This window comes from Devosia sp. ZB163 (genome assembly GCF_028613635.1).
Lineage (GTDB): Bacteria > Pseudomonadota > Alphaproteobacteria > Rhizobiales > Devosiaceae > Devosia_A.
Map to the genome: position 1 here is coordinate 432,123 of NZ_JAQRMY010000001.1, position 12,951 is coordinate 445,073.

General features: G+C 66.7%; 15 protein-coding genes. 6 read left to right on the plus strand and 9 right to left on the minus strand.

The genetic code is table 11. The features are described 5' to 3' along the window. Position 1: 1 nt before the first annotated feature. Entirely contained in the window at positions 2-1,195 is a 1,194-nt protein-coding gene (locus PRN20_RS02140; protein ID WP_273955403.1) for a penicillin-binding protein activator, read from the minus strand. A gap of 131 nt (positions 1,196-1,326) precedes the next feature. On the opposite strand from PRN20_RS02140, the gene rsmI reads away from it, so the two are divergent. The 3 genes from rsmI to gshB are packed head-to-tail and all read left to right on the plus strand — an operon-like array spanning position 1,327 to position 3,529. Then, a complete protein-coding gene (rsmI, locus tag PRN20_RS02145; RefSeq protein ID WP_273955404.1) occupies positions 1,327-2,208 on the plus strand; it encodes a 16S rRNA (cytidine(1402)-2'-O)-methyltransferase in 882 nt (293 codons plus the stop codon). Continuing rightward, positions 2,177-2,581, plus strand: coding sequence for a YraN family protein (locus tag PRN20_RS02150; RefSeq protein ID WP_273955405.1), 405 nt, complete (start codon positions 2,177-2,179; stop codon positions 2,579-2,581). The genes rsmI and PRN20_RS02150 overlap by 32 nt, the downstream gene beginning before the upstream one ends. A gap of 3 nt (positions 2,582-2,584) precedes the next feature. Further along, on the plus strand, positions 2,585-3,529 hold the full coding sequence (gene gshB / locus PRN20_RS02155; protein ID WP_273955406.1) for a glutathione synthase: 945 nt from the start codon (positions 2,585-2,587) through the stop codon (positions 3,527-3,529). A gap of 13 nt (positions 3,530-3,542) precedes the next feature. Here gshB and PRN20_RS02160 read toward each other — a convergent pair whose 3' ends face one another. Then, the gene (locus PRN20_RS02160; RefSeq protein WP_273955407.1) at positions 3,543-4,109 is read right to left on the minus strand and encodes an SH3 domain-containing protein; all 567 of its coding nucleotides are present in this window, start codon (positions 4,107-4,109) and stop codon (positions 3,543-3,545) included. A 92-nt stretch (positions 4,110-4,201) separates the two neighbouring features. On the opposite strand from PRN20_RS02160, the gene PRN20_RS02165 reads away from it, so the two are divergent. Further along, positions 4,202-5,218: a 2-hydroxyacid dehydrogenase gene (locus tag PRN20_RS02165; protein ID WP_337956205.1), complete on the plus strand. Its 1,017-nt coding sequence runs from the start codon at positions 4,202-4,204 to the stop codon at positions 5,216-5,218. 6 nt (positions 5,219-5,224) lie between these two features. Here the strand turns inward: PRN20_RS02165 and PRN20_RS02170 are convergent, their stop codons facing one another. Further along, positions 5,225-6,469: an RNA polymerase sigma factor gene (locus PRN20_RS02170; RefSeq protein ID WP_273955408.1), complete on the minus strand. Its 1,245-nt coding sequence runs from the start codon at positions 6,467-6,469 to the stop codon at positions 5,225-5,227. Continuing rightward, entirely contained in the window at positions 6,450-6,824 is a 375-nt protein-coding gene (locus PRN20_RS02175) for a YciI family protein (protein ID WP_273955409.1), read from the minus strand. The genes PRN20_RS02170 and PRN20_RS02175 overlap by 20 nt, the downstream gene beginning before the upstream one ends. Before the next feature lie 255 nt (positions 6,825-7,079). On the opposite strand from PRN20_RS02175, the gene PRN20_RS02180 reads away from it, so the two are divergent. Then, positions 7,080-8,819, plus strand: a complete 1,740-nt coding sequence (locus PRN20_RS02180) for a GGDEF domain-containing protein (protein WP_273955410.1) — start codon at positions 7,080-7,082, stop codon at positions 8,817-8,819. Here the strand turns inward: PRN20_RS02180 and PRN20_RS02185 are convergent, their stop codons facing one another. Together PRN20_RS02185 and PRN20_RS02190 are read right to left on the minus strand one after the other, a co-directional pair. Further along, on the minus strand, positions 8,820-9,107 hold the full coding sequence (locus PRN20_RS02185; RefSeq protein ID WP_273955411.1) for a hypothetical protein: 288 nt from the start codon (positions 9,105-9,107) through the stop codon (positions 8,820-8,822). Between the two features lie 36 nt (positions 9,108-9,143). Beyond that, on the minus strand, positions 9,144-10,199 hold the full coding sequence (locus PRN20_RS02190; RefSeq protein ID WP_273955412.1) for a LacI family DNA-binding transcriptional regulator: 1,056 nt from the start codon (positions 10,197-10,199) through the stop codon (positions 9,144-9,146). Between the two features lie 159 nt (positions 10,200-10,358). Here PRN20_RS02190 and PRN20_RS02195 point away from each other — a divergent pair, with 159 nt between their 5' ends. Beyond that, complete coding sequence (locus PRN20_RS02195; protein WP_273955413.1) at positions 10,359-10,544, plus strand: hypothetical protein; 186 nt, start codon at positions 10,359-10,361, stop codon at positions 10,542-10,544. Between the two features lie 45 nt (positions 10,545-10,589). On the opposite strand, the gene PRN20_RS02200 is transcribed toward PRN20_RS02195, so the two are convergent. From PRN20_RS02200 to hrcA, 3 genes are all read right to left on the minus strand, one after another. Beyond that, complete coding sequence (locus PRN20_RS02200; protein WP_273955414.1) at positions 10,590-11,012, minus strand: YciI family protein; 423 nt, start codon at positions 11,010-11,012, stop codon at positions 10,590-10,592. Between the two features lie 127 nt (positions 11,013-11,139). Next, positions 11,140-11,766 (minus strand): nucleotide exchange factor GrpE, encoded by a 627-nt coding sequence (gene grpE / locus PRN20_RS02205; protein ID WP_273955415.1) that lies wholly within the window; start codon positions 11,764-11,766, stop codon positions 11,140-11,142. Positions 11,767-11,858: 92 nt separating this feature from the next. Next, positions 11,859-12,944, minus strand: coding sequence for a heat-inducible transcriptional repressor HrcA (gene hrcA, locus PRN20_RS02210; protein ID WP_273955416.1), 1,086 nt, complete (start codon positions 12,942-12,944; stop codon positions 11,859-11,861). Between the last annotated feature and the right edge of the window lie 7 nt (positions 12,945-12,951).

Sequence of the window (12,951 nt, forward strand, 5' to 3'; positions counted from 1 at the left end):
CCTAGAGCTTGGCGGCTTCCGCCACGCTGGCGCTGCCGATCGCCACCTGCTTGATCACCAGTGCATACTCGCTGCGCCCATCGGCAAGGAAGCGGAACACGCCGTCGCGACCGTTGAAGCCGGCCGGCAGCGTCAGCTGCGCCCGGTCGTAGCGCGGCGTGCCATTGGCGAGCGAGCCGGCATTGGCGAGGATCGTCGCCGTGTAGGCGACCGTTGCGAGCTTGTGCGGCGCCGAGCCGAACTTGCTCTGGTACTCGGGCAGCAGCGCATTGTAGCCGGCATCGTCGACGGCCGGGAAGATCGCCCCCGCCAGCGTCGTGGTGTTGAGGACCGAGGGGTCGCCGTCCCAATCGGCTGAGCCGACAAACTGGACCTTGCCCGGAGCAATCCCGGCTTCGTTGAGGAGGTTGGCAAAGCTCGGCGCCGTCGCCCGGTCGGGGATGAAGATCGTGTCGATCTGGCCCGACTGCAGCATCGGCACGATCTGCGTCACGACGTTGCGGGCCTCGGCCTCCGAGGAGAAGTTGTAGACGGCCCGCACGTTGAGCCCGAGATCGGCGCCGGCCTGCCGGAAGGCGCCTTCCTGGATGCGGCCGAAATCGGTGGTCGGGAAGATGCCGGCAAACGCCTTCTTGCCCAGCTTCTTGGCGTAGCCCATCGAGCGCTTGACCTCGCTCTCGGGCAGGACGTTGAGGAGGTACACGCCCGGGCTCGCGGCGCCTGAGTTGTTGGAAAAGCCGATCACCGGCACGCCGGCGGATTTGGCTACCTGGCCGACCGCCGTCACCTGGTCGGCGCGCAGGGGTCCGAGGATCAGGCTCGCGCCTTCGCCGAGCGCCTGTTGCGCCGCCTGCGTCGCGCCCGCTGTCGAAGCTCCAGTGTCCTTGAGGACGACGGTGATATTCTCCCCGATATTGGGGTTGGTCTCGACGAACTGGATGGCGAGTTCCGACGCATTGGCCAGCGATTGGCCGACGCCTGCGAGGTTGGGATCGCCCGAGAGCGGCAGCAACAAGGCGACGTGCACGGGGCCGCGACCGAAGCTCTTGCCTGCCGCGGTCGGCATGGTCTGTGCGCCGCCCCCAGTTCCCGGGCCAAAGCTGAAGCTGCCGGGCGAGCAGGCGGAAAGCAGCGCCGCAGCAGCAAGACCCAGCCCGACCACCCTGAGTCCTGACAGCGCCTGCGCGCTTTTCATACTTCTCACTTGCCCAACCTTCGCGAAGTCCAGCACTCTTGCGCCCGGTGCCGCCATTGGGCGTCTATACAGAATCGGGCCCGGCTCATAAAGGCCGAGCTTAACCTTGCCTTAAGTTTCGGGGGCGCGCGTTGGAGCGGCCGCACAGTTTTTTCATCGCCGGCAACGAGTTCGCCGCGCCACCGCTTGCGGCCGGGCTCTATGTCGTTGCGACTCCCATCGGCAACCTCAAGGACATCACCGTGAGGGCGCTCGAGACCCTTGCCGCCGCCGACCTGATCCTGTGCGAAGACACGCGCCATTCGGCGACGCTTCTTGACCACTACGGTATCCGCACGGCGCGTCGCTCGCTGCACGAGCACAATGAGCGCGCCCGCATCGGCGAGGTCGTGGCGGCGATCGGCGAAGGTCGGGCGGTTGCCCAGATATCGGACGCGGGAACGCCACTGCTCTCCGATCCGGGTTTTCCGCTGGTCCGCGGTGTACGCGAGGCCGGGTTGCCGGTCTTTGCCCTGCCGGGCCCGTCGGCGCTCCTCGCGGCGCTGGCCATTGCGGGGCTGCCCACCGATGCCTTCGGCTTTTTCGGCTTCCTGCCGGCCAAGGCGGGCGCGCGGGCCAACGCCATCGCGGCGCTCAAGGGGCGAACCGATACGCTGGTTTTCTACGAATCGCCGCGCCGGGTCGCCGACACGCTCGCCGCCATGGCGGAAATCCTGGGCGAGCGGCCGGCAGCGGTCGCGCTCGAACTGACCAAGCGCTTCGAGCGCGTGGAGACCGGCAGCCTCGCTGAACTCGCGGCGCGCTTTGCCGAAGTCGAGACCAAGGGCGAGGCGGTGATCCTCGTCGGTGGCGGCGCCGGCCTCGTCGTCGAGGAAGCCGATTGGCAGGCCGCGCTCGCGGAGGCGTTGGCGGCGCAGCCATTGCGGGCCGCCGTTGACGAGATCAGCAGCCGCTATGGCCTAAAGCGCAAGGAAGTCTACGATGCGGCTCTCGCCCTCAAGGCCGAGGAATAACCGGACCCGGACCGAACGGCTCGGTGCCGAAATCTTCGGGCGCCGCGGCGAGGCATTGGCGGCCTGGTACCTGCGGCTCAAGGGCTACCGCATCGTCGAGCAGCGCGTGAAGTCACCGGTGGGTGAGATCGACCTCGTCGCCCGCCGCTTCGGCACGACCGTTTTCGTCGAGGTGAAGGCCCGCAAGACCCCGGGCGAACTGGGTCTGGCGCTCGAGGCCGTCAACACGCGCCGCATCGCCCGCGCCGCCCAGCACTATGTTGGCCGCCATCCCGGACTGGCCGCGGCGCCCCTCCGCTTCGACGTGATTTTCCTTGCGCCCTGGGCGTGGCCGCGCCATGTGAAGGGCGCCTTCGACGCCAGCCAGGAATAGGGCATGTCTCTCAAGATCGCCGTGCAGATGGACCCCATCGAGACCATCAATCCGAAGGGGGATTCGACCTTCGCGCTGATGCTCGAGGCGCAGGAGCGCGGGCACAGGGTCGACTACTACGTGCCCCAGTCGCTGGCCCTGCGCGACAACAAGGTCTCGGCCGAACTGGCGCCGATCAAGGTGTTCGACAAGCCCAAGGGCGAGCACTTTGCGCTCGGCGAGTTCGCCCGGGCCGACCTCTCGGCCTACGACGTGGTCCTGATGCGCCAGGACCCGCCGTTCGACATGAACTACATCACGCTCACGCACCTGCTCGAGCGCATCCACCCGCATACTCTCGTCGTCAATCCGCCGGCGGCGGTGCGCAACGCGCCCGAAAAGATCCTCGTCACCGAGTTCCCGGAACTGATGCCGCCGACGCTGGTGACGCGCGACCGCGCGCTCATCCGCGATTTCCGGCGCGAGCACGGCAACATCATCCTCAAGCCGCTCTACGGCAACGGCGGCGCCGGCGTCTTCCTGATCCAGGAGGGCGACCAGAACCTCAACTCGCTGATCGAACTTTTCGAGCAGAGCTTCCGCGAGCCCTTCATGGTGCAGAAGTACCTGCCCGACGTGCGCAAGGGCGACAAGCGCATCATCATCGTCGATGGCGAGCCCGTAGCCGGCCTCAACCGCGTGCCCGCCGAGGGCGAGGCGCGCTCGAACATGCATGTCGGTGGCCGGCCCGAACTTTCGGAGCTGACGGCGCGCGAGCGCGAGATCTGCGCCACCATCGGCCCGGCGCTCAAGGCCCGCGACATGATCTTCGTCGGCATCGATGTGATCGGTGATTACCTGACCGAGATCAACGTGACCTCGCCCACCGGCATCCGCGAAATCAAGCGTTTCGGCGGCCCCGACATCGCGGTGCTGATCTGGGATGCGATCGAGCGGCGCCGGAGCTGACGGCCTGGTGCCGTCAGTCGAACGATTCGCCCTTGTAGACGCCCCAGAGTTCCTCCTGGCGCAGGTAGCCGTCGAAGCTCTGCGGGTTGCCGGTGACGGCGGGGGCCGTGGCGACCACCTTGCACCACTGGCCGTCGCATTCCTTGATCGCGACCCGGAAGTTGGGCGTGAGCCAGGCGCGGACGCCCGAATCATCGCCGGCGCTGCGCCTCAGCGCCACCTGCTCGCCGGCCGGCTTCCACGGCGCGACGACGCCGGCACGACTGCCGACGAGGAGGTTCTGGTGCAGCCAGCCCTCGGAGCCGTCGACGTCGCGGATTTTCCGCCACGTGTCGAACTCCTGGATGATCTCGACCGGCGTTCCGGACTTCACGTAGACCCAGGCCACGTCATACTTGGTGCCGGGGCCGACGCGGACATTGATCGGGTTGGAGCGCGTCGTGACGAAACGCGGCAGCGGCAGGCCACTGGGGCCTTCCGCGGCGAACGAAACCGGCGCCGGAAGGGCGAGAAGGGCGACGACGGCGGCGCGCAGAATCAGCTTGATCTGCCGCCCGGTGAAGCGCCTCGAGAGGAGCATGGAGCTGACTGTGCCGAACATGACTTTGCAGGGGTGTGCTTTTTTCCTATCACTAGGCAAAAGACCTTAATGGTCGCTGAAAGGCAGCAGATTTGACCCTCAGCCGACCCAAGATTTTTGTCACCCGCCGCCTGCCCGAGCAGATCGAGGCGCGGATGGCGACGCTGTTCGAAATGACCTGCAAGCCTGTCGACGGCGTGCTGAGTGCCGATGCCATAATCGAAGGGGCCGAGGGCAACGACGTACTCGTCACCTCGATCAACGATCCCATCGATGCGGCACTGATCGCGCGGCTGCCGTCGTCGGTCAAGCTCATCGCCCAGTTCGGCAACGGCTTCGACAATATCGACATCGAGGCGGCCTATGCGGCCGGGCTGACCGTCACCAACACACCCTCGGTGCTGACCGAAGACACGGCCGATATGGCCGTGATGCTGATGCTGGCCCTGCCGCGCCGGCTCGTCGAGGGCGCGGAAGTCCTGCCCCAGACCGGCGAATGGCCCGGCTGGTCGCCGACCTGGATGCTGGGACGACGGCTGCGTGGCAAGGCCCTCGGCATCGTCGGCATGGGCCGCATCGGCACCGCCGTAGCTGCCCGGGCCCGCACCTTCGGGCTCAACATCCACTATTTCTCGCGCCACCGCCGCCCGCCGCAGGCGGAAGAGGCCGTGGGCGCGACCTACTGGGAATCGCTCGACGACATGGTGGCCGAGGTCGACATCGTCTCGCTCCACACCCCGCTCAGCCGTGCGACCCACCACATCCTCAACGCCGACCGCATCGGCCGGATGAAGCGGGACGCCTATGTGGTGAACGTCTCGCGCTCCGAGCTCGTCGACGAAGCCGCGCTGATTGCCGCCATCGAGACCGGGCAGCTTTCGGGGGCGGCGCTCGACGTGTTCGAGAACCGCACCGGCCTCAACCCGCAGCTGCTGCAACTGGCGCGCGACCACAAGGTGGTGCTCACCGCCCACATGGCCTCGGCCACCCTCGAGGCACGGCTCGAGATGGGCGAGATCGTCATCGTCAACATCCGCGCCTTCATCGACGGGGCCCAGCCGCCCCATCGCGTCCTGCCCGAGAGCCGCACCCGCGTCGCGCGGGCATAAAGCGGATCAGTGCAGGAAGGCCGAGAGCTCCCGCAACCGGCCTTCGATGAAGCGCCGCTCCGCCGCCTGCTGGGTGAGTGCGAGCGCGGTCTCGTAGGCCGAGCGCGCTTCCTCAGTCCGGCCAAGCCGGCGCAGCAAGTCGGCCCGAGCGGCATGGGTGTAGCGGAAACTGGCGAGTACGCCTGATTCGAGGAGGTGCTCGATCTCGAAGAGGCCCGCCTCGGGCCCATCCCGCATCGCGACCGCCACGGCACGATTGAGCGCCACCACGGGTGAGGGATCGGCCCGCCGCAGCAGGTCGTAGAGGTGCACGATCTCGCCCCAGTCGGTCGCCTCGCCACTGGGGGCGGTGGCATGGACCGCCGCAATGGCGGCCTCGATGACATAGGCCGTCAGGGGAGACCGGGACATCATGTGCTCGACGAGCCTGACGCCCTCGGCGATCTCGGTCCCGTTCCAGCGCGAACGGTCCTGGTCGGCGATGAGGACGATGTTGCCCTCGCTGTCGGTGCGGGCGGCCTGGCGCGCATGTTGCAGCAGCATGAGCGCGAGCAGCCCCTCGACCTCGGGCTCCTCCTGCCGCAGCAACTCACGGAGGAGCCGCACCAGCCGTATGGCCTCGCGGCAGAGATCGGCGCGGACAGCGCTCACCCCGTGGCTTGCCGAATAGCCTTCGGAGAAGATGAGGTAGATCGTCCGCAGCACCGCATCGATGCGCGGCAGCAGTTCGGCCGCCTCCGGCACCTCGTAGCGCAGGTCCAGCTCGCGGATGCGGGATTTGGCACGCACGATACGCTGCGCGATAGTCGCGGGCTTGGTGAGGAAGGCCGCCGCGATCTCCTCGGTCGTGAGCCCACAGGTCTCCCGCAGGGTGAGCGCCACCTGCGCATCGGGCGGCAGCTCCGGGTGGCAGCACACGAAGATCAGCCGCAGCTGGTCGTCGGCAATGGGTTCGGCCTCGGGTGCCATTTCCGCCTCCTCGTCGGGCAGGGAGAGTTCCGCGGTGATCGCGGCAAGCTTGGCCCGCCTGCGCATCTTGTCGATCGCCTTGAAGCGGCCCGCAGACACCAGCCAGGCGCGCGGGTTGGCGGGGATGCCCTGGCGCGGCCAGTGCTCGGCGGCCGCGAGGAAAGCATCGTTGAGCGCTTCCTCGGCCCGGTCGAAATCGCCGAGCAGGCGGATCAGCGTGGCCAGCACGCGGCGCGATTCTTCCCGCCAGATGCGCTCGATTTCAGTCGGGCTGCTGGTCATGTCGCGGAATCTCGTACATGGCGCGCACCTCGATGGTGCCGTGCTTGGCGAGGGGAATGCCGGCGGCGATCCGGATCGCGTCGTTGAGGTCGCGCGCCTCGATCAGGATGAAGCCTGCGAGCTGCTCCTTGGTTTCGACGAAAGGCCCGTCCGTCGTCGACATGCGCCCGTCGCGGACCCGCACCAGCACCGCCTCCTCGGGCGGCTGCAGCGCCTCGGCGACGACGAGGTTGCCGCTCGCCTCGAGTTCTTCGTCATAGGCGAGAGAATCGGTATCGAGCTGCGCGCGCTGGGTTTCGCTCATGCCGGCGAATGTCGCCGCAACATCGAAATGCACGAGGCAGATATATCTCATCGGGCCAGCTCCTTTGGTTCGCATCAGCTGGTCGAGCGGCAGCGGGCACGTTCGACATCGCGGCGGAGAAATGAGCCAGATTTTCGTAACGTAGTCGAACGGCCCCGCCGATCCGAGACTTTTTAGCGATTCGGTAACCGCATGCTTCACCACGCGCCTTCACCCGTCGCTAAGCGATTCTCCCGATGGCGGTCGCAATGGATCCGATCTCGGGCATCATCGCTGGATACGTGAGGCGCCTGGGGGCTCCGAGTCATGTTTGCCAGCTTCGACAGCAAGACTGAGCGGACCGCGCCACCCGTGCGGCATCGTTCGCGCGTGCTTTCGCTGGCGACGATCGTTCTCGTTTTCACGCTGGTGGCCACCGCGATCTTCGGGTTTGCCCATGTCAGCTCGCAGCAGTTGACCATGGCCGAGCTGCGCGCCCATGGCCAGCGGCTGAAGACGGTGCATCAATCGATGGTCGCGGCCGACGGTGCCGTGCTGCATTACCTTGCCGGCGAAGTGAACGCCCTTCGCCTCCACCTGGCCGAGGTCGCGCGGCTGACCGGCGGCGCAACCGACATTCTCGACGATCTGCCCCCGATCATCCTCGGCATCGAGGCCGGGCGCTCGGCGAAGGTTCTGGCCGAGGAGCTGATCGCGACCTGGAGCGAGGCGATTGCGCTGGCCAGCGAGGGGCGTGCAGAAGCAGGGCGGACCCTCATCGCCACCAACCGCACCAGCTTGGTGCTCGAGAGGATCGGCGAGGAAGTCAGGCGTGTGCTGTTGCGCTCCGACAGCCTCCTCGCCATGCATGACGATCGCATCAAGGTCGGCACTCTCATGGTGCTGCTCATGCAGCTTGCCGCCGGCCTTCTGGCCATCCTTGGTCTGCTCTATGCCTTCCGCTCCAGCGTCAGCGAGGCCGACAAGCGCGCCGCCGCGGTGGCGTCGGCCGATCGCTCGCGCGTCCAGGTGGCGCGCCTGTTCGAGATGGCGGACGTGTTGCAGAGCGCTTCGGACCACGCCGATGCCAACGCCGTGCTCAAGGCCACGGCCGCCGACCTCGTGCCCGGCTTCTCCGGTGCGCTCTACGTCTTCAACAATTCGCGCGACCGGCTCGTCCTCTCCACCACCTGGGGCCGTGCCGAGAACGACGGCCTGCCCGAGACGATCAACCCGACGAGCTGCTGGGGCCTGAAGCGCGGCAAGCCGCACCTCAACCATGGCGACGGCAGCAAGCTGTGCTGCGCCCACCATGTCGGGACCGAGACGACGCTCGAGATCCCGATGATTGCCCGTGGCGAGATTGTCGGGCTGCTGCAGCTCTTCGCTTCGGGCGTCAGTGCCCTCGACCGCCTCGATCATGTTACCGGGCTGGGCTCCGCCCTGGCCGACGGCATGAGCCTCGCTCTCGCCAACATGGCACTGCGCGAGAAACTGAGGAACCAGGCGCTCCGCGATCCGCTGACCGGGCTCTACAACCGCCGCTACATGGAAGATTGCCTCCAGCGCTTCGTCCGTCTCGCCGAGCGCGAGAACCGCGAAGTGTCGCTGATCATGGTCGACCTGGACCACTTCAAGCGGCTCAACGACGAGCATGGCCACGCCTTCGGCGATCAGGTGCTGCGCGACACGGCGCTGACCATCACCGGCTCGCTGCGCGAGACCGACATCGTGTGCCGTTTCGGCGGCGAGGAACTGGTTGTCATCCTGCCCGATTGCCCGCTGGAGCGGGCTGCTGACAAGGCCGAGGTCCTGCGGTTGAGGATCGAGGAGCTGGGCAACACCCACGGCGCCGAGATCAGCGCGTCCTTCGGCGTCGCCTCGCTGCCCCACACCTCGCAAAGCGTCACCGATCTGCTGTCGGCTGCCGATGCGGCGCTTTACAAGGCCAAGCAGGGCGGCCGCAACCAGGTGGCCAAGGCCCCCCTCCGCCCATACCGGCTCGATCGGTATGTCGAGGAGACACCGCTGCTCGAGGACGACTTCGCTCGCGCCGCCGCCGAATAGCTAGGGCAGGAACGGTCGCCCGAGACCCGGCGGGTTGTAGGTCTGCAGCTGTTGCAGCATGAATTTCTGCTGCTGCATGTCGCGCTGCATCTTGCTGATCGCGGTATCGAGCTGGGTCTGCACGGCCCGATCATTGGTCGAGCGCTCCAGTTGGCGCTGGATGCAGACCGTGCGGTCCAGTCCGCGTTCGACATAGGAACTGCTGGCGTCATCGGGCACTGAATAGCAGTAGGCCTGTGCGCTGGTGGCAGTTGCTATGATGGCAAAGGCGACGATGAGCGTGCGCATGGGTGGAATCTGGGCGCGTGGGCGGCCGGATGCAAGTCACGATGCCGCGCGTGTCGATTCCCGGACGATCAGTTCGACCGGCAGGGTCTCCCGGTGCACGGAGCCGTCGCCCTCGAGGATGGCCTTCACCGCACGCCGCCCGATCTCGGCGATGGGCTGCGCCACCGTGGTTAGCGGCGGGATGCAAGTCGCGGCCTCCGGCACGCCGTCGAAGCCGACGATCGAGATATCCTCGGGGACCCGCAGACCGCGTGCCGCCAGTTCCTCGATGGCGAACATCGCCACCCGGTCCGACATGGCGAGAATCGCTGTCGGCCGTTCGGCCCCGGTGAGGATGTGGTCGAGCCCACGGCGTACGCTGTCCCGCGTGCTGCGCGTCTCGTAGACCGGGATCCGGTCCCGCTCGACGCCATAGAGCGCCAGCTCCTCGAGATAGCCCGTGGCGCGCTCGCGCGTGGTGGAATAGGTGGCGGCGGCCAGCTGAGCTTCGCCGACTGGGCCTTCATGCACTTCGTCGAGCTCGAGGGCGAGGACGCCGAAGCGCCGGTGCCCTAGTTCGGCGAGATGCCGCGCAGCGAGCTGGGCGCCGGCATAGTCGTCGATGCCGATGGCCGACACCGTCTCGTCGGGCTTGCCCAGCGCCAATGCGACGAAGGGCAACTGGCGCTCCCTCGTGAGCTCGACCAGCTTCTCGCCATTGTCGATGCAGAGCAGCACGAAGCCGTCGACCAGCGCGCTCTGGATGTTCCAGGCGAGGCGCTCCTCGTTCTGCGTCGAGACGAGGGCGAGTCCCGCGCCGTGCTTGTCGCAGGCTTCGGAGATGCCCTGCATGAGGAGGCGCGCGAAGGGATCCTCGAAGAAGTAGGAAAGCGGCTCGGCCGTGGCGACGCCGATGGCGTTGGACTTTCCCGCCCGCAGCAGCCGACCGCGCGGGTCAGGCCCGGCATAGCCCAGCTTCTTGGCCGTTTCCTTGACGCGCTCGCGTACCTCGGGGCGCACCAGGTCGGGTCGGCTGAACACGTTCGATGCGGTTCCCTGCGATACGCCCGCGGCTTTTGCCACGTCGCTCAGACGGACCAGATCACGCGCCATTGCCAGCCTTCCTGCCTTGTTTGCCTTATCATATAGCACCTCTCTTGTATCGGTTCAATTTCTGCTTGACTCGAGTGTGTATCGGCCTATCATTTGAACCGATTCAAGACGCAGCTGCGCCTGTCGTTTGAATCGGTTCAAGCCGAAAGGAGACTTGCTATGATCCCCGCGAGCTTTCTCTACAAGGATGCGTTCCGCCAGCACTGGGGCCGGGATTTCGAGCGAACCGAGAAGCTGATGCCGGATGAGCCCGTCGCCACGACCGAGTGGCCGCGGCCCTCCATCCTCCAGGCCGCACGCGACCTGTTCGGCCTTGCCCTCGGGCCGCAGCGCTCCAGTCGCTGAGAGCATAAGGGGCGGCCTGTTCACGAAGACGGACCGCCCGCCTGCTCAGCGGTTCTCCGGCCAGGCGCCGCTTTCGCGCTGGGCCTTCTCCCGGTCGAGGGCCTCGGCGGAGATGTCGTCATGGATGAAGTCCTCGACCTCCGACACACGGCGGACCTCGACTTCCTCGCCCTCGTTCCACATCGGGATCTTCTTCACCCAGCCCACCGCTTCCTCGAGCGAATCGGCCTTGATGATCCAGAAGCCGCCGATCAGTTCCTTGGCTTCGGTGAACGGGCCATCCCTGACGACGAGCTTGCCCCCCTCCATCTTCACCTTGGCGCCGCTCTTCGACGGCTGCAATCCCTCGCCGCCCAGCAGCACGCCGGCCTCGACCATCTCCTGGTTCAGCTTGCCCATGGCCGCCAGCATCTCCGGACTTGGCGGCGGGGAGGGCTCGGTCATTTTGACGATGATCATGTAGCGCATGGGGTTTTCTCCTCTGGTGGCGGGCAGTGAGCCAGAGCTCCTTCCGAAAAGAAAGCCGATTGCCATCGACCGAAACGAATAAAGGGCGCCCGATGGACGCCCTTTTTCAATTCCAGTGCCTGATGCCTCAGGCGCTCTTGTCGACGCTGCCTTCGGCCGGCTGGCCATTGGGCCCGCCGCCCTTGGAGACGCCGACCATGGCCGGGCGGAGCACGCGGTCGCCGATCGAGAAGCCGGACTGCACCACCTGCACGACGGTGCCGTCGGGGCGAGACGGATCGGGGACCTCGAACATCGCCTGGTGCTTGTGCGGGTCGAACTTCTGGCCTTCGGCCTCGATCGGCTTCACGCCGTGCTTGGCCAGCAGCCGCTGCATCTCCCGCTCGGTCATCTCGATGCCTTCGATCAGCGACTTGGTCGTGCCGTCGGCGCTCTCACGCGCTTCGGCCGGCAGGACCATGAGCGCGCGCGAGAGCGAATCGGTCGCCGTCAGCATGTCGCGGGCAAAGCCGGCGATGGCATAGGACCGCGTGTCGGCGATCTCGCGCTCGGTGCGCTTGCGCAGGTTCTCCATGTCGGCAACCGTGCGCAGGAGTCTTTCGCGCAGGTCGGCGTTCTCGGACCTGAGGGCATCCACAGGATCAGCCTCGGGCGCAGCGGCCTCTTCGGCCGGCTTGTTCGCCTCGGCGTTGATGTCGGTTTCGGCTGCGGTTGCAGCCTTCACGTCCTCGGGCTTGCTCGATTTGTCTTTCATTCGGACCTTGAAATGCTGTCGCTACTCGCGTTGCCCCGCATATCGGCCAATGAGTGAGAAGATTCAAGCCTTGGGAAAGGTTCCCGACAGGCTCAGCCTTTCCTCGCCATCATGGCCGAGACGACATTTGCGGTGTAGTCGACCACCGGAACAATGCGGGCATAGTTGAGCCGGGTCGGGCCGATGACGCCGAGCACGCCCACCACTTTCTGGTTGGCATCCTTGTAGGGGCTGAGGATCACCGAGCTTCCCGAGAGCGAGAACAGCTTGTTCTCCGATCCGATGAAGATCTTCACCCCCTGCGCCATCTCGGTATCCCCGAGCAGTTCGATCAGCCCGTCGCGGCTCTCGAGCTCGTCGAACAACTGGCGCACGCGCGTCAGGTCCTCGGACTCCATGGCGTCGTTGATGAGGTTGGCGCGGCCGCGCACGATCACGGTCGGCGGCTGCGCCGCGCCGTTCTTGCTGAGGGTGGCAAGACCCGCCTCGACGAGCTTGCGCGTCAGCTCGTCGAGCTCGTGCAGCGTCGCCTCGCGCTGGTCGCGCAGCGCCTTCAGCGTCTCGCCCACGGTCTTGCCGACCGCGAAATGCGCGAGGTAGTTCGATGCCTGAGCCAGCGCGCTCGCTGCGAGCCCCGGCGGCAATGGCATGATGCGGTTCTCGACCGAACCGTCCTCACCCACCAGCACGACCATCGCCCGCTCGGCGTCGAGCCGGATGAACTCGATATGCTTGAGGACGACATCGGCCTTGTGGGCGATGACGACGCCCGCGCCGTGGCTGAGCCCGCTCAGCAGTTGGCTCGCCTCGGTGAGCAGGTCCTCGACCTGGCCGAAGGCGGCCGGGCCCTGGATCTGCTTGGCGATCTGCGTCCGCTCGTCCTCGTTGACGGCGCCGACCTCGAGCATGGCGTCGACGAAGAAGCGCAGGCCCTGCTGCGTCGGCAGGCGCCCCGCCGAGGTATGCGGCGCAGCGATGAGGCCCAGATCCTCGAGGTCGGCCATGACGTTGCGCACCGAGGCGGGGCTGAGCCCCACGCTCAGCATGCGCGCCAGGTCGCGCGACGCCACCGGCGTTCCGGTATCGAGGTAACGTTCGACCAGCTTGCGGAAAATATCCTGGCTGCGCGCGTTGAGCACCGCGAGAACGTCTTCGGAGGGTTTGCTGCGCTCGGCCATGTTCACC

What these genes read in the sequence shown, in the direction of transcription:
- PRN20_RS02140 (WP_273955403.1), bottom strand. Translation starts at nt 1,195, where the DNA reads ATGAAAAGCGCGCAGGCGCTGTCAGGACTCAGGGTGGTCGGGCTGGGT.
- PRN20_RS02150 (WP_273955405.1), top strand. Translation starts at nt 2,177, where the DNA reads ATGCGGCTCTCGCCCTCAAGGCCGAGGAATAACCGGACCCGGACCGAA.
- gshB (WP_273955406.1), top strand. Translation starts at nt 2,585, where the DNA reads ATGTCTCTCAAGATCGCCGTGCAGATGGACCCCATCGAGACCATCAAT.
- PRN20_RS02160 (WP_273955407.1), bottom strand. Translation starts at nt 4,109, where the DNA reads ATGCTCCTCTCGAGGCGCTTCACCGGGCGGCAGATCAAGCTGATTCTG.
- PRN20_RS02170 (WP_273955408.1), bottom strand. Translation starts at nt 6,469, where the DNA reads ATGACCAGCAGCCCGACTGAAATCGAGCGCATCTGGCGGGAAGAATCG.
- PRN20_RS02175 (WP_273955409.1), bottom strand. Translation starts at nt 6,824, where the DNA reads ATGAGATATATCTGCCTCGTGCATTTCGATGTTGCGGCGACATTCGCC.
- PRN20_RS02180 (WP_273955410.1), top strand. Translation starts at nt 7,080, where the DNA reads ATGTTTGCCAGCTTCGACAGCAAGACTGAGCGGACCGCGCCACCCGTG.
- PRN20_RS02185 (WP_273955411.1), bottom strand. Translation starts at nt 9,107, where the DNA reads ATGCGCACGCTCATCGTCGCCTTTGCCATCATAGCAACTGCCACCAGC.
- PRN20_RS02190 (WP_273955412.1), bottom strand. Translation starts at nt 10,199, where the DNA reads ATGGCGCGTGATCTGGTCCGTCTGAGCGACGTGGCAAAAGCCGCGGGC.
- PRN20_RS02195 (WP_273955413.1), top strand. Translation starts at nt 10,359, where the DNA reads ATGATCCCCGCGAGCTTTCTCTACAAGGATGCGTTCCGCCAGCACTGG.
- PRN20_RS02200 (WP_273955414.1), bottom strand. Translation starts at nt 11,012, where the DNA reads ATGCGCTACATGATCATCGTCAAAATGACCGAGCCCTCCCCGCCGCCA.
- grpE (WP_273955415.1), bottom strand. Translation starts at nt 11,766, where the DNA reads ATGAAAGACAAATCGAGCAAGCCCGAGGACGTGAAGGCTGCAACCGCA.
- hrcA (WP_273955416.1), bottom strand. Translation starts at nt 12,944, where the DNA reads ATGGCCGAGCGCAGCAAACCCTCCGAAGACGTTCTCGCGGTGCTCAAC.